Origin of the sequence: Moraxella sp. CTOTU47724, assembly GCF_032014955.1 — a bacterium.
Lineage (GTDB): Bacteria > Pseudomonadota > Gammaproteobacteria > Pseudomonadales > Moraxellaceae > Faucicola > Faucicola tetraodonis.
Genome location: NZ_DALZSV010000043.1, coordinates 1 through 21,085 on the forward strand (window position 1 = coordinate 1; position 21,085 = coordinate 21,085).

Below are 21,085 nucleotides of genomic sequence, written 5' to 3' on the forward strand. Positions count from 1 at the left end.
TGGTGATGGATGTGGGTAGCGGAGATTCTGCGCAAGCGGTTGAAGCACTCAAAAATATCCCAGAAACCATCCGCGTGCGGGTGTTGTTTTAATTTTAAATCTGAATAAAAAAACCAACTTTAAGAGTTGGTTTTTTATTTTAGTTCTTAAATAATTATTATTATTTTTTTTCTACTTCAGCTATTGGTTGCCAGTTTTCAGGAAGAAAACTTTTTATCAGTGTATTTTGTCCGTAATCCACCATCTGTCCCCATAAATACAATACGAATAAAGCTAACAGTACACCACCCATTATTTCATTGTCGCTTGTTTCAGAATCATTTTCCATATTACTAGTAGGTCTAGCCATAAATGCTCCAAAAGATTTTCCACAAATAGCTGTGAAAAGAACCATAGTTGCATAAAATAAAATATTATTCAAATTATGCAAACTGACACTATCTAAAATTTTGGGTGGATTAAGATTTAAAAAGATATAACTTAAAAATATTGATAAAGTTGCTAAAATTATAGAAATAAAAAATGCAAAAAAACCATTAATTTTAGCTGATAATCTAGAAAGAGTTGACGCAAATGTTGTCACAAACAAAAAGAACGCCATACTAACCATCATATTACTAACATTAAAAGCTGCGGAAAGGTTCCCAGGGTCTGTTACTTGAGATGATGAATTTGCTTGTAACTGAGATAATAGCCATGTAATAATGCCAAAAATTAGAGATGCGACTCCAACCGATATACCAATAAAATTAGTCTTTAACTCATTAATTGCATTAGATTTAAAACCCATTAAACCCCCATTGTAGCATGAAGTCAAAAGTCAAAGGTTTATTGACAATTATTGAGAAATTATCCAGACACATCCAATAAGATTGGATAATTTCTCAGGCTTAAATAAGCATTACTTCGCAATCTTTTTATATTTCATGCGTTTTGGCTCGGCATCCGCGCCCAACTGTTTTTTGCGATATGTTTCAAACTCCGAGTAGTTACCATCAAACCAAATCGGACCTTCATCCTCAAACGCCAAAATATGGGTGGCAATACGGTCTAAGAACCAGCGGTCATGCGACACCACCATCACCGTACCTGGGAACACTTCCACCGCATCTTCAAGCGCGCGCAACGTCTCAACATCAAGGTCGTTTGATGGCTCATCGAGTAACAGCACGTTTGCCCCTTGCTTTAAGGTTTTGGCAAGTTGCAGACGGTTACGCTCACCACCCGACAGGCTGCCGACCAGTTTTTGTTGGTCTTGACCTTTAAAGTTAAAGCGTCCGATATAGGCACGGCTAGGCGTGGTGTATTCGCCCACGGTAATCATATCAAGACCGTCGGAGACCTCTTCCCACACGGTTTTTTTGTCGTCTAGCTCATCACGCACCTGTCCGACATACGCCACTTTCACTGATTCACCGACTTCAACTGTGCCTGTATCTGGCTTATCTTTACCTGTAATCATATTAAATAACGTGGTTTTACCTGCACCATTGGGTCCGATAATCCCCACAATCGCCATCGGAGGTACAGTGAAGGATAGGTTTTCGTATAGCAAACGGTCACCAAATGATTTACTGATGTTGTTGACTTCAATGACTTTGTTGCCAAGACGTGGTCCTGGTGGAATGTAGATTTCGGCAGTTTCGTTACGCTGTTGGAACTCTTTGGAGTTCAACTCTTCAAAGCGTTGCAAGCGAGATTTGGACTTGGCTTGCTGACCTTTTTGGTTTTTACGCACCCATTCAAGCTCTTGTTTCAGCGCTTTGGCAAAGGCTTCTTCTTGCTTTTGCTCTTGCTCTAGGCGTTTATTTTTTTGCTCAAGCCATTCGGTGTAGTTACCTTGGTAAGGGTAACCATAGCCACGGTCAAGCTCCAAAATCCACTCGGCAACGTTATCAAGGAAATAGCGGTCATGGGTAATCGCTACAATAGTGCCGCTATAGTCTTTTAAGAAATGCTCAAGCCAAGCGACTGATTCGGCATCCAAGTGGTTCGTTGGTTCGTCCAGTAACAGCATATCAGGTTTGGATAGCAATAGACGGCAAAGGGCGACGCGGCGTTTTTCACCACCCGATAATTTGCTCACGTCAGCATCCCACGCGGGTAGGCGCAGCGCATCGGCGGCTTTTTCTAACTGGTTGTTTAGGTTATGGGCGTCCCATGCTTGGATGATGTCTTCCATCTTGCCTTGTTCGGCGGCAAGTTTGTCAAAGTCGGCATCGGGTAGCGCATATTCACCATAGATTTCATCAAGGCGCGCCAATGCATCTAAGGCTTCACGCACACCGTCTTCCACATTGCCACGCACGTCTTTGGCAGGGTCTAGCTGCGGTTCTTGGGCAAGGTAGCCAATCTTGATACCCGCTTGCGCACGCGCTTCACCGTTATACTCGGTGTCCACGCCTGCCATGATTTTAAGAAGTGTTGATTTACCGGCACCGTTGAGACCCAGCACGCCGATTTTTGCACCGGGGAAAAAAGACAAGCTAATGTCTTTTAGGATTTCCCGTTTGGGTGGAACAATTTTTGATACCTTGTTCATGGTATAAATATATTGAGCCATGTTCTTCCTGTTTAAGTTAGCTAATAGCAAGTGAAGGTAAGGCGTATCATCCACGCCAAAAAATTTGAAAAATGGTAAGATTTAACCGCTTATTATCGCATTGTTAACGGGGTGGGGCAAGGCAAAAGCCTAGGGAAAATCATTTGCAAACCCCATACCGAATAGGCAAAAACTTTTACAAGTCATGGACAGTGGCTGTGCTACTATCAAATGGTAAATAACCAAGCGACAAATAACCAAGTCACAGATAGCATAGTAAAAAAAAGAATACACAAGGAGACAACCATGTCGGATTTACAATTATCGATTCACCATAACGAACAATCACAACGCTTTGAAACCACCGTTGATGGCACTACTGCCTATATAAGCTATGTGGATAATGGTGATGTCATCGTATATGACCATACCATTGTGCCAGACGCGATTGGCGGGCGCGGCATTGCAGGGGAGCTCACCAAGCACGCGCTAGACTATGCCCGCAAGCAAGGTAAAAAAGTAGTGCCAGCCTGCTCTTACGTGGCAAGCTATCTGCAAAAGCACCCCGAATACAGTGATTTAAAAGCTTAAACTTTTATTAATGGGTCAATACGCCAATAAAAAAACCACATAGGTTGATGTGGTTTTTTTATAGTTAGGGTTTGCTCATTATTTTTTCTTGGTAGGTCCAAGTAGCATACCCATTTGACGACCTTCAACTTTCGGTTGTTGTTCAACATTGGCAACATCGGTTGTATCGGCAATGACTTTTTCAAGTTGCTGCAAGCCAATTTGTTGGTGAGCCATCTCACGACCACGGAAGCGAATGGTGACTTTGACTTTGTCTTGGTCTTCCAAAAACTCACGGATTTTACGAAGTTTGACTTGATAGTCGGCTTCTTCCGTACCAGGACGCAATTTGATTTCTTTAAGCTGCGTTTGTTTTTGGTTCTTTTTGGCTTCTTTGGCTTTTTGTTTTTGGTCGTACAGATATTTTCTGTAGTCCATCACTTTGGCAACAGGAGGCTGAGCGTCTGGTACTATCTCGACCAAATCCAACTCAGCATCACGGGCGGCCTGCAAAGCCGTTTTTATATCCACAACACCAACTTGTTCGCCGTCTTCTTTGACTAAGCGTACCTCTTTGGCACGAATTTCCTCGTTGATGTCTAATCGGTTTGAACTCTTAATAATACTTACTCCTACGCTGTTTTTGATTTGACGCGCCCTTTTTGGGCGGTCGCTTGGTTAACCAAGTCAATAAAGGCATCGATACTCATCACGCCAAGGTTGTCACCTTCACGAGTACGGACGTTAACTTGGTTGCTTTCTACTTCTTTATCACCCATGACAATCATATAAGGAATGCGTTCAAGGGTGCGTTCTCTAATTTTAAAGCCAATTTTCTCATTACGCAAATCGGTGATGACACGAAGTCCGGCTTGATTCAATTGTTCGGCGACTTTTTGACAGGCTTTGGCTTGGTTGTCGGTAATATTCATGACAACGACTTGCTGCGGCGCAAGCCAGACTGGCATCCAGCCGGCGTAATGCTCGATGAGCATACCGATAAAGCGTTCAAATGACCCCAAAATCGCACGGTGTAGCATCACAGGGCGCTCACGTTCGCCTTGCTCATTGACAAACTCCGCACCTAATCGTTCTGGCAGGTTAAAGTCAAGCTGCAGTGTACCGCATTGCCATACGCGGCCAAGACAGTCTTTGAGGCTAAACTCGATTTTTGGTCCATAAAATGCGCCTTCCCCTGGCAGATACTGCCAGTCAAGCCCTGCATTATCCAATGCGTCCGCTAAGTCTTTTTCTGCCAAGTCCCATAGTTCGTCAGCACCGACCCGTTTTTCTGGGCGAGTCGAGAGTTTCATTTGCACGTCATCAAAACCAAAGTCTTTATACACATCAAGGGTAAGCTTAATAAAATCTTGGGCTTCTTGTTTGATTTGCTCATTACTACAAAAAATATGGGCGTCATCTTGGGTAAAGCCACGCACCCGCATGATGCCATGGAGCGAACCTGACGGCTCATTACGGTGGCATGAGCCAAACTCAGCAAGACGCAATGGCAAGTCACGGTAGGATTTTAACCCTTGATTGAACACTTGCACGTGACACGGGCAGTTCATCGGCTTAATCGCATAGTCACGTTTTTCACTATGGGTGGTGAACATCATGTCGCCATAATTTTCCCAGTGACCTGATTTTTCCCATAGGCTTCTATCGACGATTTGCGGGGTTTTGATTTCAAGATAGCCGTTATCTTTTTGTACTTTGCGCATATACTGCTCAAGCACTTGCCACATCGTCCAGCCATTGGGATGCCAAAACACCATGCCAGGCGCTTCTTCTTGCATGTGAAATAAATCAAGCGCCTTACCTATTTTACGATGGTCGCGTTTTTCCGCTTCTTCGATACGCTGAATATAAGCTTTTAGGTCTTTTTTATCTGCCCAAGCGGTACCGTAGATACGTTGAAGTTGCTCGTTTTTGGCATCACCGCGCCAGTAGGCACCACTCATTTTGGTGAGTTTAAAGGCTTTTAGGAAACGGGTGTTGGGCACGTGTGGTCCACGGCACATATCAACATATTCTTGGTGATAGTACAAACCCATTTGGGTTTCATTCGGCATATCTTCGATAAGACGTAATTTATAAGTCTCGCCACGGTCTTGGAATACTTTGATAACCTCGTCACGCGGTGTCATTTTTTTGATGACATCGTAATCTTGGTTAATCAATTGCGTCATGCGCGCTTCGATTTTTTCCATATCTTCTGGCGTAAATGGGCGCTCGCTATAGATATCGTAATAAAAACCCTCTTCAATCACAGGACCGATAACCATCTTCACCTCAGGATACAGCTGTTTGACAGCATGACCCAGTAAGTGAGCGGTCGAGTGGCGAATGATTTCCACACCTTCCTCGTCTTTTGGCGTGATGATTTGAACGCTGGCGTCTTCGGTAATCGGGTCACACGCATCAACTAATTTGCCGTTGACACGTCCTGCAACGGTGGCTTTGGCAAGCCCTGCGCCGATGCTTTGCGCCACTTCCATGACTGACGTTTGCCCATCAAATTGTTTAATATCGCCGTTTGGTAAGGTAATGGCTACCATAATTGCTCCTGTTGTCCTTTGGCAGTGATGACCGTTACTATCGGTCATGTAACCGTGAGAGATGGGAATAAAAAAAGGGAAAAACTTTGCCCATCCAAACTTACCGTGTCTAGATAGGCATTACAATCCCATGAATTCGTCGCTTTGTAAAAAGCGTAAACGAGCTATTATAACAAATTGCGCTGATGAAACCAACTTGCTGATAGAATTGCTTGCAGTTATGACAGAAAATGAGACAGCTCATGATAGCCGCGTAAAAAACACTGCAATAGACGACAGCCAATGCTTGGTATCTACAATTTGACTGAGTATCTTTAATTTGATTGAGTGTCTTGACACTAAGCTGTGGGGTCTTTACACCAACAAGTTACAGGAATAATCTAGATTACCCGTGGCAAAACTTATATAACTACAGCATAGTGAGTGCTATGCTTCATAACAACACGATTGATTAAGGGCATTTTTATGTCAGTTGATTTTTCCAATACATTAATTGTGGCGGTCTCTGCCACGGCATTGTTTGACCTATCGGAGTCTGAGCGGTTTTTTCAACAAGCGTTAACCGAAGATCCAGAAACGGCGATTGATAAATTTCGCAGCTATATGATTGAACGTGAAAATGATCCCTTGCAAACTGGGACGGGTTATCCGCTTATCAAAGCCTTACTCAATCTCAATCAGCATTGTGCAACCGATGACAAGGGCGAGGGCATAGCTGCGCCCATGGTTGAAGTGGTGATTATGTCAAAAAACAGCCCAGATACCGGTATTCAAGTATTAAATGCGCTGCGTAGTCATGGACTACCCATTAGTCGCTCGGCATTTACCTCAGGCGAAGGGGTGGCGGATTATGTGGCAGATTTTAAGGTGGATTTGTTTTTGACCACCAATCATGACGATGCCCAGCAAGTCACCGATGCAGGCGTGTGTGCCTGCGCGATATTAGATGCGCCGCCCATTGATATGAAAGAGCTAGACACCAATCAGCTACGCATTGCATTTGATGGCGATGCCGTGTTATTTGATGAAGCAGGGGAGCTATTGTCGCGCCAGCAAGGACTCAAAGCGTTTCATGATTATGAAGCCAAAATGAGTGATGTGCCGATGAATAAAGGCCCGTATGCGGATTTTTTAATTAAACTCTCTAAACTACAAAAACGCCTGCCTGCTAAAATCAAGCATCCACCGATTCAAATTGCACTGGTGACGGCGCGCAATGCGCCTGCTGATTTGCGCGCGATTAAGACATTGCGTAATTGGGGCGTCAATGTGGATCTGGCATTCTTTTTAGGTGGCTTGGATAAACGCCATGTACTGCAAACCTTTGCCCCCCATATTTTCTTCGATGACTCCATTCATAATTACGAATCTGCTAAAGGCGTCGTACCCTCAGGGCTAGTGCCTTACAGTTCAAAATCAAAATTGTATGTCAAACAAGCTGATGCCACGGCAACCCAAAACCTTGTTGAGATTCATCAAGGATAAAATTAGTAGCTTTTATAAAAAACCCATATAAAAAATACCGCTTATGGTAAGCGGTATTTTTTATTGAATATTAGATTAGTGGTCAGATGCACCTGACGCACCGATACCGGTTAATGAACGTACATACTGTGCATCAAAGCCTTTTCTATCTAACTCAGCGCGTGGTGAGTTGTCAGTGATAGATGCGATCCATGTCAGAATGAAGGTCACAGGCATACTAAATAACGCCACGTTTTTGTATGGGAAAGCCGGTGATTCGTGTTTCATGATATCTACCCAAACCGCAGGTCCTAAGATAATCAGTAACACTGCGACTGCTAAGCCTGCAAACCCACCGATTACCGCACCACGAGTGGTTAGACCACGCCAGAACATCGCTAAGAAAAGAATCGGGAAGTTAGCAGATGCCGCGACCGCAAATACCAAACTTGCAATGAACGCAAGGTTTTGGTTTTCAAAGATAATACCGGTCACGATTGACAATAAACTTAACGCAACCACGGTAATTTTTGATGCACGCATCTCTTCTTCAGGTCTCGCTTGACCTTTTCTGATAACACTAGCATACAAGTCATGGCTGACCGCTGAGGCGCCTGATAAAGTCAAACCTGCCACAACCGCTAGGATAGTCGCGAAAGCAACCGCCGAGATAAAGCCTAAGAATAGGTTACCACCCACGGCATGGGACAAGTGAATCGCTGCCATGTTGGCACCACCGATGAGTGCTTGTGAGCTTACGCCATCTTTAACCACAGTCGTGAAATAATCTGGATGTTCAGCTAGGATAACAATGGCACCTAAACCAATAAGAACAATTAAGAAGAATACGTATGAAATACAGCTTGCAGCCACCAACACCGATTTACGCGCAGCTTTGGCATCTGGCACCGTAAAGAAACGCATCAAGACGTGTGGTAAACCTGCTGTACCAAACAATAGACCCAAACCTAATGAGATAGACTCAATGGGATTATTAACCAATTTACCAGGCGATAAAATCGCTTCGTGTTTGCTATGGGCAGCAACAGCTGACTTGAATAAATTCTCAAAACTAAAACCAACATGGTTCATGACCATGAGGGCCATGAAAGTCGCACCTGACATCAATAAAACTGCTTTGATAATCTGCACCCAAGTGGTGGCTAGCATACCGCCAAACAATACGTAAACCATCATTAACACACCAACGATGATGACTGCGTAAATATAATCTAATCCAAATAATAACTGAACCAGTTTACCCGCACCAACCATCTGCGCAACCAAGTATAGCGCGACGACGACCAAGGTACCGGATGCCGCAAAAATACGTACAGGGGTTTGGGAAAAACGATAAGATGCCACATCTGCGAAGGTAAATTTACCCAAGTTACGTAGCCGCTCAGCGATTAAGAATAAAATAATTGGCCAGCCAATCAAGAAGGCTAGCGTATAAATCATGCCATCATAACCGACGGTAAAAACCATACTCGATAACCCCAAAAAGGTTACCGCTGACATATAGTCCCCGGCAATGGCAATCCCGTTTTTGGTACCTGAGATACCGCCGCCCGCGGTATAAAAATCGCTTGCGGTTTTGTTTTGTTTTGACGCCCAGTAAGTAATACCGAGTGTTGCCAAAACGAAAATCAAGAACATGATAATGGCTGAGATATTCAGCGGTTGTTTTTTTACTTCGCCTTCAAGGGCGCCCGCTGCCCATGCTGGCATCTGTGCCATCAGACCCACTAGCGTCAAGCTTACGGCAGTTGAAACCTTGCCGATACGCTTGTGCAAGCCTTTAACAGCCAGGCCGTTATATTGTTGTTGTAACATGCCACCCTCCATGGTGTCAAAAATGATGTCAAAATTGTTATAAAAAGCACAATTTTAAAATTGAAAACCCAACACAATCCCTGTGAGGTTATACTTTACCACTGTTGATATCATCGATTACTTTACGAGTCATCGTGTCAAATTCGCCGTTGGCTTTGCTGACATATATCCAAGTGATGACTGGTACAAAAATCATAATGGCAACAACAATGTAAAAGCCAATAGGGATAGTCGAGCCTGCTGACAGTGGCGCAGCAAACATTTCAGGATCAAAGCCCACAAGTAATAGATAACCAAACCACACAATTAAAGTAATGATAGAAAAAGTAAGTCCTAGGCTTGTTTTTCTCTTTGCCATGCTTTGGAACTCAGAATGATTAATGATACGCTGAATTTGTGCCTCATCCATGATAACGCTCCTTGTAAATGAATGAAAAAGACAACTCATTGATGATTAATTCAACAATCAGTGTCAAAACCGACAAGGAAGATAGCGATTGGGTGACAATAACAGTAGACAACAATATGGTGAAGCAAATCCGCTATGCTAAACGTAATAGATTGTCTTAAATGATACAAACAATCTCATCTTCCTGATTAGTTGCTATTATTAAATGAAAATTGTTAAAAAATCTAGCTGTTTTTTCTCAAACTGTAAAAAAATTGTAGAATGTTAGTTGAAAATTAGTGACAACGTTATCAACGTACCCAAAATTATTAGATATAACTTGATACTCATAAGCGTGACTAATAATCATTGTGCCTAATCATGATTGCACCATCATGACTGTAACGCCCAATGACCATTAAAAATTATCAAGCTATCCATGATAAATAAATCATTGAGCGTACATACCGCCATTTAAACCAAACGGCATTTATTTGCCTCGAGTTCTACACATACCGTCTTTGCAGTCTGCTGCGACTTTACCATAGACAAGTTGGGTCATCCAGTTGGGTACACAGTTGCGATGTCGCGCAAAAATAGGATAAATCATATCACTGGCTTGTTTCACCACAGGCCATTCAAACACGGTTGCAAATGGCAGTTGTGCGGTTTTGTATAGCAGTCGTACAGCATCCATGCCTTTTTGCATGTTCCCTTGTTTATCTTGCACACACAGATAAGTCATCGCCTCATCTTCGCTAATACCAAATTTGGCAAGTTCGTCACGTGCGTCATCAATCGGAACGATGCGAATGGCGTCAGGTTTTTTCTCTGCCATATGCAAGGCTTCGGTACGGCAGACAGGGCAGGTATCATCATAGTACATGGTAATCATATTAACAGTCTCCGAAGATTAGCTTTTTAGGGCATCTAATACGGTCAAGTCGTTAAATTCAAAACCTTTATCCAGTAGCGCTGTGGGCACAACGCGCTGCCCATCCAACAGTAACGTCGACATTTCACCAAACATGGTCTTGACCACAAAGGCGGGCAGGGTCATCACAGTAGGGCGGTGCAACCAAGTGCCCATCGCATCGGTAAATGCAGCATTGCTAATAGGCGTTGGATTGGTCAAATTGTAAATTTGCTGAGTGGGCAGGGTGTGAGTCAGGTTTTGTTCAATGATAAAAATCACCGCACGCACCCAATCACTACGGCTAATCCAGCTCATGATTTGCTGACCATTGCCAAGCTTACCACCGGTGCCCATTTTAAATGGGGTAATCAGTCGCCCAACCATACCCCCCTCGGGCGCAATCACCACCCCTGTACGCACAATCGCAACTGGCACAGCGTCTGTTACGGCATCTGTTACAGCATCTTGGGCAGTCAAAGCTAGCTGCTCCCATGCCTGACAAATTTCGTGAGCGAAGTCGGTTTTTGTCATGGGGCTGGTTTCATCAAGCGCGGTTGGGTCGTTTTCCTGTTGGATACCGTACCAACCGATGGCTGAGCCGCTAATCAATAGTTTTGGCTTGTTGCCCATTCGCTCAATATAGTCAATTACCGCTTGTGTAGGTTTTAGGCGACTATCAAACAATTCTTGCTTACGTGCCTCCGTCCAACGGCTGTCGGCAATACCCGCCCCCGCTAGATTGATGATGACATCATACGTCTGATCGGTGCTGGCAAGATCGTCATAGCTAATAACGTCGTCTGCGATATTTTTGGTTTTCTCTTTTTCTACAGAACGAGATACCCAAGTGACTGACGCAGTGTCACCTTTTACGCCATGGGTTTTTAATGATTGTGTTAACGCTGTGCCTAAAAATCCTGAACCGCCTGTGATAAGTATTTTCATGATTTATTTCCTTTTTTCTGTCAAAACTGAAATTTATGGGTAAAATTTTTAGCTTTTTGGTAAAACCAATTTGCCAACGATTACACTACTTAAACCGCCAACTATTGCAAGTCTGCCGTTAAACACCAAGATGCCTGACCATGTTACTAGAGTATTAGAAGTAAATAATCTATTAATATCATGAAAGGCTATTACAAAGATAAAAAATGTCACAAAACAGCCAATAACAAATAATCTAAAATATTGCCAAACGCTAGAAAGTACTGTTTTTCTCAATGTTGCAGTCATTATCCCAATCCATCATTTCAAAAACTTCTGAATCGTCGCCCCAAGTTTTAAGATACGATTGAGCGTAGTGGAAGAAAGTTTTAGCATCTCGTTCGCCCAACTCGTCAGCGTATCGACAAATTGGTGGGTGTCTTTGATACGTTGTTGTATGTCTTTGCTTTCTGCGGCAAATTCTGGCTCATTGATTAAATCTGCCAAGAATCCAACCGTCGGCGCAAGCTCTCGGCGATAGCGTTCTTCGACAATCACCTTAGCCAATTCCCACACATCCGTGCCCGTAGTGAAATAATCGCGCCTATCACCGAGCGTATGTACCGTTTGTACCAGATTTAAGCTCTGCAATTCCTTGATACTATTGCTCACATTTGAACGCGCCACGCCTAAGGTCTCTTGGATTTCTTCGGCATTCATCGGCTTGGCTGCCAAAAATAACAAGGCATGAATCTGGGCAACGGTACGGTTTACGCCCCATTTATTGCCCATTTCGCCCCAATGTAAGACAAATTTTTCCATGGTAGGTGTGAGTTGCACTTTTTAGCCCTATATGTAAGTCAATGGATATAAATCAATCAATTTTTAATTAGTTTGAGCTTTTTATATATTTCTGTCAATACAGAAATTTTGGAAATTGTAAAAATTTTGTGGTGGGGTTTGGATTGTTGACCTTACAAGTCGCGTTTTATTTCCCAAAAAAAAATAATTTCGGTAAGATGAAGGGGTTCATTATTTTTATTTTTTTGGTATTTATTTCTTTGGTAAAAGGATGACCCATGACGGCAACCCAAACACAACAACCCACCTTTCAAAAAGTCACGTATGATGTTGCAGATAGTGTTGCGACGATTACCCTCAATGATCCAGCATCACTCAATGCGCTCAGTAGCGTGATGAAATCCGAGCTTTATCAAGCCCTTGATTACGCCCAATACGACACAGCCGCCAAAGTGATTGTCATCACAGGCGCGGGCAAGGGATTTTCTAGCGGTGGTGATATTCGCGAGATGCTATCAGGCGCAGATAACCGCGAAAATTTACTGAAAATGTCGCATAGTCTGACCATTGGCATTGCTGATATCACGCGGCGTATCCGCAAAATCAGCAAGCCGATTATCGCGTGTATTAATGGCGCGTGTGCGGGCGCAGGCATGAATATCGCGTTAGCGTGTGATTTTCGCGTCGCCAGTGACAATGCTAAATTTTTACAAGCCTTTGTCAATATCGGGCTAGTGCCTGATGGCGGTGGTATTTATCTGTTGTCTCAGTTGATTGGTGCCGCCAAAACCACTGAGCTTGTGATGTTGGGTGAGCAAATCACCGCGCAAAAGGCAGAAGATTTGGGACTGGTGAATGCGCTGGTGAGTCAAGATGCGCTTGATGCGGCAGTGAAAAAACTGACCGACCGCCTCACAAGCTTGCCAACCTTGGCACTGGCAGCAATGAAGCAATCGATTAATCAAGTGGCATTTGCAGGACTAGATATCGCGCTAGACCAAGAGGTAATTTACCAAATGCAAATGGCGACCAGTGAGGACTTTAAAGAAGGGATTACCGCCTTTATGCAAAAGCGTCCTGCTGAGTTCAAAGGGCGATAAAGTATAGGGCAAGCTCCAAAAAATCCTGCAAAAACTAGCGTCACCACCGACGCTATTTTTTTTGTGTACCATAATGCCCAAACTGGTAGCGGATTTTGTTATCACGGATTTCGCCAACAAAGAAACGATATAAATTGGCATGCAGGTATTTCCAGCCCGTATTAAAATAGCCATCTTGCTGCAAGCGGCGTGGGTCAAAGCGAAAGGTGAGCGGTAGCATCTGATAACGGGTGATTTTTTTGGCGCGATTGACATAGTCACAATCTTCACACAGGGTGATAGACTCATCAAATCCACCCAATTGCTCATGCACAGATTTATTGGAAAAAATACACGCACCGACCGCCGTTGGCGATAAAAATTGGCTAACAAAAATACCTATGTTAAATAGCAGATAACCCACTGTAAACCAAGGTTTTAGGTGGTCAGCATTCATGTATACACCGGCTACTTTCAAGGATTTTTTATCCAATAATTGAGTGGCTTTTTGCAAAAAGTCTGCATCCAGCCGCACATCGGCATCTAGGAACAGTATTCGTTCATTTTTGGCTAAGCTTGCCCCTGTATTACGACCCAAGCTGACGCCACGCTTTGACATTTTATGTACGCTTATCGCGGGCAACTGGTGGCGAAAACTGGCTGCAATTTGACAGGTGTCATCTTCGCTGTTGGAATCCACCACGATGACTTCAAAATTTTGGTAGCTTTGCTGGGCTAAGTCACGCAAAATATTACCGATACGTTCGGCTTCGTTTAGGGTAATAATCACAATGCTAATTGGCGTCATAAGCTCATTCACAAGGGCAACAATCGTTTAAAACGGCAGTTTTTTAGATTTTTTATCATAAATGAACAATATGACGATTTGGTGATTGCCAAAAAAGTTTTGGGTGCTAAGCTAGGGAATGAGTAATCGAGCGGATGCAGAATTCAATGGGCGATGGTATGGTAACCAGTTAGAAGGAATAAAGTATGTGCATTGTGGCGTTGGCTTGGCAGCTGTTTGAGGATAAACCCTTGGTATTATTATCCAATCGGGATGAATTTTTGCAGCGTCCTACGCGCGCACTGCGTGAATGGCAATTGCCGAATGGAAAAAAAATCATCGCGGGGCAAGATGCGCAAGCAGGGGGCACTTGGTTGGGTATCGATCCTGAGCATGGGCGCTGGGGGGTGATTTTAAACTACCGAGAGATTATCAAAGATAAGCCTGTCTTTGCCACCTCCCGCGGTCAGTTAATCCTTGATTATTTAAGTGGTGAGTGGTCGCCGCTAGCTTTCGCAAGGCAAATTGATTTGCCCTGCTACGATGGGTTTAATCTAGTCATCGGCGATCGGCAGCAAGCGGTGCTGCTCAACAATAAAGGGTATGGCATCGAGGTATTGGCAAAAGGCTTATACGTGTTATCCAATGGTCAACCAAATACGGCATGGTTTAAAACGGAAAAACTGCGCAGGCGAGTACGACAAGAGTTGTTGCCGCTGCTTGCTGGGCATGAGGATTGGCAAACAGCCAATTGGAAAAATGTGGCATTTGAGATACTGCAAGACCGTGAACAAGCGCCTATCGCGCAGCTACCTGATACAGGGTTAGGTATGGAGACAGAATTGGCGTTGTCTTCCATCTTTATTCCTGCCAATCGCCTCGACAAGCTGCTGGGAAGTAGCTATGGGACGCGCGTGAGTACCTTGCTCACCATCACGCATACAGGGTTTGATATGCAAGAAAAAAACCTGGAAAATGACACTATCATCCGTATCACGCCCGATGTTAACGCCACATAATCAATGAAAAAAACAGCCGAAAAATCAAAAAAATAGACAATAAAATGGGCTATCCATCAACCGCAAGCTTAATGGATATGCCCAAACATCATCATCAGCTCAGTATCGAGCCTATCAAAATCCAATTCGATAGTGTTATCCAAAAAAATCACTTCAATACGGTTATCGGTTTGTGGCTCACAGGCCACCAAATCGAGCGAATCAGGGGTAAAATTCATGGTTTGCCATTGCTCATCATGCGTATGTTTGATATGAACCACCGATTTAATACGTTGCCAGTTGGGCAGTGTCAACAGCCATTCCATCAGCACAGTCATATCAATTGTCCAGTCGGCTGACAGCCGCCAGCCGATGATTTGATAGCCGTTTTGTACATCATGATAGCGAAATGGCAAGTCATCATTGGCAGCTGTTGGTGATTGGGTCGGGTCGGCTTGGGTGGTGGATAGAGCGGGGGACTGAGCAAAACTTGTTAAGCTAATTTTTTGGTAATGGCTACGCTCGGCAAGCACTTGGCTTGATTGCTTGAGCGCTTGTTGCAATTGCCGCAGATTGTCTTCGCTCAGCGTTTGTTCTGCTTGCCAAATCAATTTTGCTTTAGGGTTTAAGCCTTTTACCCATGCGGTTAGTTGGGTTTTTTGGCTGTCATCCAACCCATGAAAGCGATTAATCACCACCACATCACAAAATCGCACATGCGCTTGGTAGCCTTCATTGTCACGATAACGGGCATCTTGCCAATGACGCGCATTGACGATACTGATGGCAGATTTTAGCGACAGCGCAGTTTGCCAATGGGCTGCAGATAGCTGCTCAATCAGTTCTCGCGGGTGTGCAAGCCCTGTTGGCTCAATCCATAATCGGTCAGGTCTATACTCAGACGTCAAGCGAGCGAGCGCAATCTGTAGCGGCAGTTGCGAAGTACAGCAGATACAGCCACCAGATACTTGGCGAATCGCTAAATCATGGTCAGCATTACCCGTCAATAGCTTTTCATCAATACCGATTTGACCTGCCTCATTGACCAAAATCGCCCACTTTTCTTGGTGCTGAAAATGGGCGATACAGGCGTTGATAAAACTGGTTTTTCCAGAACCTAAAAAGCCCATCACCAGGTGACAGGCCGTGTTTGAAATCAAAGGTTTTATCATAAAAGTTCTTAACTCTGTTAACTTGGCTTTCTTAATTCGCTCTTTTAAATAGGGCTCGTTTAGCTTTCTGCCCCATCGGGTACAAACACGTAGCCCACGCCCCAAACGGTTTGGATATAGCGCGCTTGCGAAGGGTTATCTTCGATGAGACGGCGTAAACGCGATACTTGCACATCAATTGAGCGCTCCATTGCGCCCCATTCACGGCCGCGTGCCAGATTCATCAGTTTATCACGGGTTAATGGTTCACGGGGGTGTTGTACCAAAGCCTTTAATACACTAAATTCACCTGTGGTTAAGGTCACGATATTGCCATCACGCTTTAGGGTACGCGTTGATAAATCTAATGTCCATGACCCAAATTCGACCACTTCCATTTGCTGACTGGGTGCGCCTGGCAATTCACGCGTTTGCCGGCGCAATACGGCTTTAATACGTGCCAATAATTCTTTGGGGTTAAAGGGTTTTGGCAGATAATCATCCGCGCCTGCTTCAAGTCCTGCGATACGATCGGCATCGGAACCTTTAGCGGTCAACATAATAATCGGAATATCGGAGTTTTCTGCGCGTAAGCGATGGCAAATACTGATACCGTCTTCGTTAGGTAGCATCAAATCAAGCACAATCAGCGAAAATAACTCGCGCTGCATCAGTTTGTCCATTTGGCTACCATCATGCGCAGTACGTACGATATAACCATCGTCTTCTAAGAAACGTTGCAATAAAGTACGAAGACGCGCATCATCATCAACGACCAAAATGCGCTGATTCATATCGCCGGCGGCTGATTGATTGGGGGTAGATTCTACAGTGGGGTTGATGTCATCACTCATTGATTATTTTCCTCATTTTTATTGTCGATATTCCTATTACCAATATTCCTATCACCAATGTTATTTGCACTCGAATGTTGTTTTCGCTACATTATTTTCGTTCCATAGTTTTCATAAACACCCAATTATTTTTTATAAAGGCTAAATATGTTCCATTAGCGTGTTAACCCTGATGGTTAGGACAGGCAATGCTATAAAATATATGGGTATAAAAATTTTTATTAGTGACTGATAAAGGTATTTTGAAACGATTGGTTACAACTTGCAAGCATTATCAATCTTATTATTTAGCTAAATTTGCGTGGTTATGCGGTTATTAAAGCAAAAAAATGTGTCGATTGCTGTAGTGATTTTGCTAAAAATGCGACGTTAGCTTGTAGGGTAGCCACCTATGATATAGTCATCAGTTAGCAAAATCTTAGTTTAGCAACAGGGGTATAATTGGCAAGGTAAAAATTCACTAAAGATTTTTGTTAAAATAGCGTTTACCTATTATCTTTTTGTATTGTTTTGTTATAATGCGTGAACTCTGAAGTTTTGAGTTCATCCTTATAAGTGTTAGGCAAAAATATGACTACAAACGTTACTGCCATTGCGGCTAATCCAGCGGTAGATGTACTCTCTGAGCAAGTCCAGCAAGCCATTTATCAAAAATTAGCTGCCAATCTTGGTATCAAACTCAACCAAATGATGGCATTCGTCAAACTCTACGATGATGGCGCGACGATTCCGTTTATTGCACGCTATCGTAAAGACCAAACCGGCGGGCTCGATGACGTACAGTTGCGTAGTCTGGAAAAATCGCTCAGCTATGAACGAGATATGGCGATTCGCCGCCAAAAAATCATTGAGCTGTTGACCTCACAAAATAAGCTGACCGATGAATTGAGTGAACGCATCAATCAAGCGGCATCCAAACTTGAATTAGAAGACATTTATTTGCCGTATCGTCCGCGCCGCCGCTCACTGGCAACCCAAGCGCGTGAAGCAGGACTTGAGCCAATTGCCTTGGCGGTTTTAAATGACTCGGTAAGCCCCTCCTCAGCACTATCAGATTATCAAGCGCCAGCACCTGTACAGAATGAAAACGGCGAAGCCGAAGCGTCAATTTTTGAAGATAAAGAAAAACAGCTATCAGGCATCGGTGCCATTATTATCGATGAGTGGACACAGCAGCTTGACCTACTCGACAAACTGCGCGTCGGCTTTGGTAAAATCGCCCAAATTCATAGCCGTTTAGTGGGCGAGGAAAAACGGGAAGTCGGCGAAAAATACAAAGACTATTTTGACCACGCTGAAAGCTTGGCACGTCTACCCAATCATCGATTATTAGCGATGCTACGCGGTCGCCAAGACAACGTACTGACGATTGCCATTGAAGGCGAGGATGCACCATTTATTGAGCAGATTAATCAGGCATTTAACTTAACGGCTGCCGAGCCTAGTGACCGTCAACAGTTTTTATTGTCACTGGGCAAAAAACTGTGGTTGGACAAATGGCGTCCGCATATTGAGCATCGTTTGCTCACAGAAAAACGCTTAACGGCTGAATCTGCAGCAATTGACGTGTTTGCAAACAATTTACAGCATCTATTAATGGCAGCGCCAGCGGGTCAAAAAACGATTTTAGGCGTCGATCCGGGTATCCGTCATGGCGTCAAAATGGCTGTGGTTGATAGCCTAGGTCATGTTGCCAAAAATAGCGATGATAGTTTTGCGATTGCAACGGTGTATCCATTTGCTCCAGACAATAAGGTCGATGAAGCCAAACAAACCATTGCCGATTTACTTAAAAATCACCATGTGCATTTAATCGCCATTGGTAATGGTACGGCTAGCCGTGAGACAGATGCCTTAATCAAAGAAATTTTGGCAGAACACAGCGCGCAGGGCACTGGGGATATCAAAGCCGTGCCTGTGGTGGTCAATGAGTCTGGCGCGTCTGTGTACTCAGCGAGCGAACTGGCATCGCAAGAATTACAAGAGCTTGATGTATCCATTCGTGGGGCAGTATCGATTGCCCGTCGTTTGCAAGATCCCTTGTCTGAGCTGGTTAAAGTCGATCCCAAAGCCATTGGTGTGGGTCAATATCAGCATGACGTCAACCAAACGCAGCTAGCCGATAGTTTAACCAAAGTCACGCAAGACTGCGTGAATGCGGTGGGCGTAGACGTTAACACCGCAAGCCCTGCGATTTTGTCTTATATCGCAGGTCTCAATGTCAATGTGGCGCAGCAAATTGTCAACTACCGCAACGAACACGGCGCATTTGCGAATCGTGAACAGCTCAAAAACGTGCCAAGATTGGGTGCCAAAACTTTCGAACAAGCGGCAGGTTTTTTACGCATTCGTGGCGGTGATGAGCCGTTAGATGCAACAGGGTTACACCCAGAAAACTACGAGATGGTCAAACAATGGCTGGCTTCAACTGACAATAACCTCAACGATGTGCTAGGTGACGAGTCAGCGCTTAACAATCTGACCGCTTCACTGGTCGCTGCCGCAAACGATGAGGTTAATGATGCCGAGCAAGCAACGCTGAAAGCCGCTGCCATCAAACAAGAATTAGCCAAACCTGCACACGATCCAAGACCGAGCTTTAAAACAGCGCAGTTCCGTGACGATGTCAATAGCCTCAACGATTTAACCGAAGGCATGACGCTTGAAGGCGTGGTCACCAATGTGACAAGTTTTGGTTGTTTTGTTGATGTTGGCGTACATCAAGATGGCTTGGTACATATCTCAGAGATGGGTAACGAATTTATCGCCGATCCGTTAAATCATGTCAAACCAGGTGATATCGTCACCGTTCGCGTGATTTCAGTGGATGCCGAACGCAAACGCGTGGGCTTTAGCATGAAGTCAGACACCCCAATGGTAGCCAAACCTGCTGAAAAAGCACCCGCTAGTAAAGCAAAAAATACCAACCAATCAGTGGGTGGTACGGCGAAAAAACACGCAGACCATAGCGAGCGCGGCAGCAAATCAGCCAAACATTCGGGCAAACCCCAACGTAGTGACAAAGCCGCTAAACCGCAAAACCAAGGAGCCGACAAACCGCAAAAAATTGGTAGCTTAGGTGCATTGTTGGCGCAAGCAGGTCTAAAAAAATCAACATAAACCCCGCATCATTGGTAAACGTGCATCCAAATGGCTAAATCCATTTAGATGTTGCGATTGGTGATACAAGGTTTCGAGTGAGTGATGGTCAAATTTTTACAAGCATTTTGGCAAGCGACTCGCCCACGCACTTATCCATTAGCGGTGGCTGGCATCATAGTAGCCAATGCGTTGGCATACTCCCGTATTGGCAGCTTCGAAACCAAAAATTGGCAAATCTTTTTGCTAAGCCTTTGGGCTGCCTTAGGACTACAGATTTTATCTAATTTAGCCAACGACTATGGCGATGGTATACGGGGTACGGATGCCCATCGATTCGACAGACAGACTGCCCAAGGGACAATCAATCCCAGTACCCTTAAAAAATTAATCATAAGTTGGGCACTGTTTATTTTTGGCTGCGGTATTGGCTTACTTTGGCTGAGCTTTAACAGTCTGACCGATTTCTTCACCTTCTTAGCATTGGGCATCATCGCGATTATCGCCGCAGTGACCTATACCATGGGTAAAAACCCCTATGGGTACAATGCGAAAGGCGAAATAGCAGTATTTTTATTCTTCGGCTTAGTTAATGTACTAGGGGGCGTGTACCTACAAACACAATTTATCCGTGTGAGGGATATTATTGCTGCCGTGGTGATCGGCCTGCTATGCACTTGCGTATTGATGATTAACAATATGCGGGATTTTGACACAGATACAAGCGCTGGTAAAAATACCCTTGCCACCACCTTAGGCAAAGAAAGCATGAGCCACCTGTATCGGTTCATGTTGTTGGGTGCTTATTTTTTACTAATTACTTTTGTGACCTTGCGACAAAATTTTTATCTATTAAGCCTACTTGTTCTAGTCTCTCCGATTGCCAAACATCTTAAAATGGTTCGCCATTATAGTGATGAAAATATCCCCTCAAATGCACTAGCACCAGAGCTAGCCAAAATTGTCTTAATCACTCTAGCGACCAGTATATTGATGAGTTTAAGTATTCTTATCTTTAACTATAAAAAACTAATTTGAAAATAAATGAAAAAACTTTTGACAGTGGTATTGACAGGGGGAAAGAAAAGCGTATAATACGCACTCACTGGCAGCGA

19 protein-coding genes are annotated in these 21,085 nt (G+C 44.0%); 6 read left to right on the forward strand and 13 right to left on the reverse strand.

Annotated elements, in window-relative coordinates:
* Window positions 1-160 precede the first annotated feature (160 nt).
* Entirely contained in the window at window positions 161-790 is a 630-nt protein-coding gene (locus RTR63_RS08775) for a hypothetical protein (RefSeq protein ID WP_312523774.1), read from the reverse strand.
* A gap of 111 nt (window positions 791-901) precedes the next feature.
* The gene (ettA, locus tag RTR63_RS08780) at window positions 902-2,563 is read right to left on the reverse strand and encodes an energy-dependent translational throttle protein EttA (RefSeq protein WP_060995255.1); all 1,662 of its coding nucleotides are present in this window, start codon (window positions 2,561-2,563) and stop codon (window positions 902-904) included.
* Window positions 2,564-2,848: 285 nt separating this feature from the next.
* Between ettA and RTR63_RS08785 the strand changes: the two genes are divergently transcribed.
* The gene (locus tag RTR63_RS08785) at window positions 2,849-3,133 is read left to right on the forward strand and encodes a GNAT family N-acetyltransferase (protein ID WP_144918633.1); all 285 of its coding nucleotides are present in this window, start codon (window positions 2,849-2,851) and stop codon (window positions 3,131-3,133) included.
* Between the two features lie 78 nt (window positions 3,134-3,211).
* Here the strand turns inward: RTR63_RS08785 and infC are convergent, their stop codons facing one another.
* Window positions 3,212-3,709 carry a translation initiation factor IF-3 gene (infC, locus tag RTR63_RS08790; protein WP_172460503.1) on the reverse strand — a complete coding sequence of 166 codons (498 nt, stop codon included), beginning with the start codon at window positions 3,707-3,709 and terminating at the stop codon, window positions 3,212-3,214.
* 35 nt (window positions 3,710-3,744) lie between these two features.
* Window positions 3,745-5,673, reverse strand: a complete 1,929-nt coding sequence (gene thrS, locus RTR63_RS08795) for a threonine--tRNA ligase (protein WP_312523775.1) — start codon at window positions 5,671-5,673, stop codon at window positions 3,745-3,747.
* Window positions 5,674-6,138: 465 nt separating this feature from the next.
* Between thrS and RTR63_RS08800 the strand changes: the two genes are divergently transcribed.
* Complete coding sequence (locus RTR63_RS08800) at window positions 6,139-7,158, forward strand: 5'-nucleotidase (RefSeq protein ID WP_007117343.1); 1,020 nt, start codon at window positions 6,139-6,141, stop codon at window positions 7,156-7,158.
* 75 nt (window positions 7,159-7,233) lie between these two features.
* On the opposite strand, the gene RTR63_RS08805 is transcribed toward RTR63_RS08800, so the two are convergent.
* From RTR63_RS08805 to RTR63_RS08830, 6 genes are all read right to left on the reverse strand, one after another.
* Window positions 7,234-8,877 (reverse strand): cation acetate symporter, encoded by a 1,644-nt coding sequence (locus RTR63_RS08805; protein WP_312523786.1) that lies wholly within the window; start codon window positions 8,875-8,877, stop codon window positions 7,234-7,236.
* A gap of 184 nt (window positions 8,878-9,061) precedes the next feature.
* On the reverse strand, window positions 9,062-9,382 hold the full coding sequence (locus RTR63_RS08810; RefSeq protein WP_312523776.1) for a DUF485 domain-containing protein: 321 nt from the start codon (window positions 9,380-9,382) through the stop codon (window positions 9,062-9,064).
* A 469-nt stretch (window positions 9,383-9,851) separates the two neighbouring features.
* Window positions 9,852-10,256 (reverse strand): thiol-disulfide oxidoreductase DCC family protein, encoded by a 405-nt coding sequence (locus tag RTR63_RS08815; protein WP_076775308.1) that lies wholly within the window; start codon window positions 10,254-10,256, stop codon window positions 9,852-9,854.
* 18 nt (window positions 10,257-10,274) lie between these two features.
* Window positions 10,275-11,222 carry a TIGR01777 family oxidoreductase gene (locus RTR63_RS08820; protein ID WP_312523778.1) on the reverse strand — a complete coding sequence of 316 codons (948 nt, stop codon included), beginning with the start codon at window positions 11,220-11,222 and terminating at the stop codon, window positions 10,275-10,277.
* Between the two features lie 48 nt (window positions 11,223-11,270).
* Window positions 11,271-11,510 carry a hypothetical protein gene (locus RTR63_RS08825; protein ID WP_312523780.1) on the reverse strand — a complete coding sequence of 80 codons (240 nt, stop codon included), beginning with the start codon at window positions 11,508-11,510 and terminating at the stop codon, window positions 11,271-11,273.
* A 12-nt stretch (window positions 11,511-11,522) separates the two neighbouring features.
* Window positions 11,523-12,041 (reverse strand): MarR family transcriptional regulator, encoded by a 519-nt coding sequence (locus tag RTR63_RS08830; RefSeq protein WP_239741379.1) that lies wholly within the window; start codon window positions 12,039-12,041, stop codon window positions 11,523-11,525.
* A gap of 239 nt (window positions 12,042-12,280) precedes the next feature.
* On the opposite strand from RTR63_RS08830, the gene RTR63_RS08835 reads away from it, so the two are divergent.
* Complete coding sequence (locus tag RTR63_RS08835) at window positions 12,281-13,102, forward strand: enoyl-CoA hydratase/isomerase family protein (protein WP_312523781.1); 822 nt, start codon at window positions 12,281-12,283, stop codon at window positions 13,100-13,102.
* A 52-nt stretch (window positions 13,103-13,154) separates the two neighbouring features.
* Here the strand turns inward: RTR63_RS08835 and RTR63_RS08840 are convergent, their stop codons facing one another.
* On the reverse strand, window positions 13,155-13,889 hold the full coding sequence (locus tag RTR63_RS08840) for a glycosyltransferase (RefSeq protein WP_312523782.1): 735 nt from the start codon (window positions 13,887-13,889) through the stop codon (window positions 13,155-13,157).
* A gap of 185 nt (window positions 13,890-14,074) precedes the next feature.
* On the opposite strand from RTR63_RS08840, the gene RTR63_RS08845 reads away from it, so the two are divergent.
* Entirely contained in the window at window positions 14,075-14,887 is an 813-nt protein-coding gene (locus tag RTR63_RS08845) for an NRDE family protein (protein WP_312523783.1), read from the forward strand.
* A gap of 68 nt (window positions 14,888-14,955) precedes the next feature.
* On the opposite strand, the gene RTR63_RS08850 is transcribed toward RTR63_RS08845, so the two are convergent.
* Both RTR63_RS08850 and ompR read right to left on the reverse strand, forming a co-directional pair.
* Window positions 14,956-16,038, reverse strand: a complete 1,083-nt coding sequence (locus RTR63_RS08850) for a CobW family GTP-binding protein (protein ID WP_312523784.1) — start codon at window positions 16,036-16,038, stop codon at window positions 14,956-14,958.
* Window positions 16,039-16,097: 59 nt separating this feature from the next.
* Complete coding sequence (gene ompR, locus RTR63_RS08855) at window positions 16,098-16,871, reverse strand: osmolarity response regulator transcription factor OmpR (protein ID WP_007117331.1); 774 nt, start codon at window positions 16,869-16,871, stop codon at window positions 16,098-16,100.
* A gap of 570 nt (window positions 16,872-17,441) precedes the next feature.
* Between ompR and RTR63_RS08860 the strand changes: the two genes are divergently transcribed.
* Both RTR63_RS08860 and menA read left to right on the forward strand, forming a co-directional pair.
* The gene (locus RTR63_RS08860; RefSeq protein ID WP_312523785.1) at window positions 17,442-19,991 is read left to right on the forward strand and encodes a Tex family protein; all 2,550 of its coding nucleotides are present in this window, start codon (window positions 17,442-17,444) and stop codon (window positions 19,989-19,991) included.
* Window positions 19,992-20,075: 84 nt separating this feature from the next.
* On the forward strand, window positions 20,076-21,008 hold the full coding sequence (gene menA, locus RTR63_RS08865; RefSeq protein WP_312523787.1) for a 1,4-dihydroxy-2-naphthoate octaprenyltransferase: 933 nt from the start codon (window positions 20,076-20,078) through the stop codon (window positions 21,006-21,008).
* The last annotated feature ends 77 nt before the right edge of the window (window positions 21,009-21,085 follow it).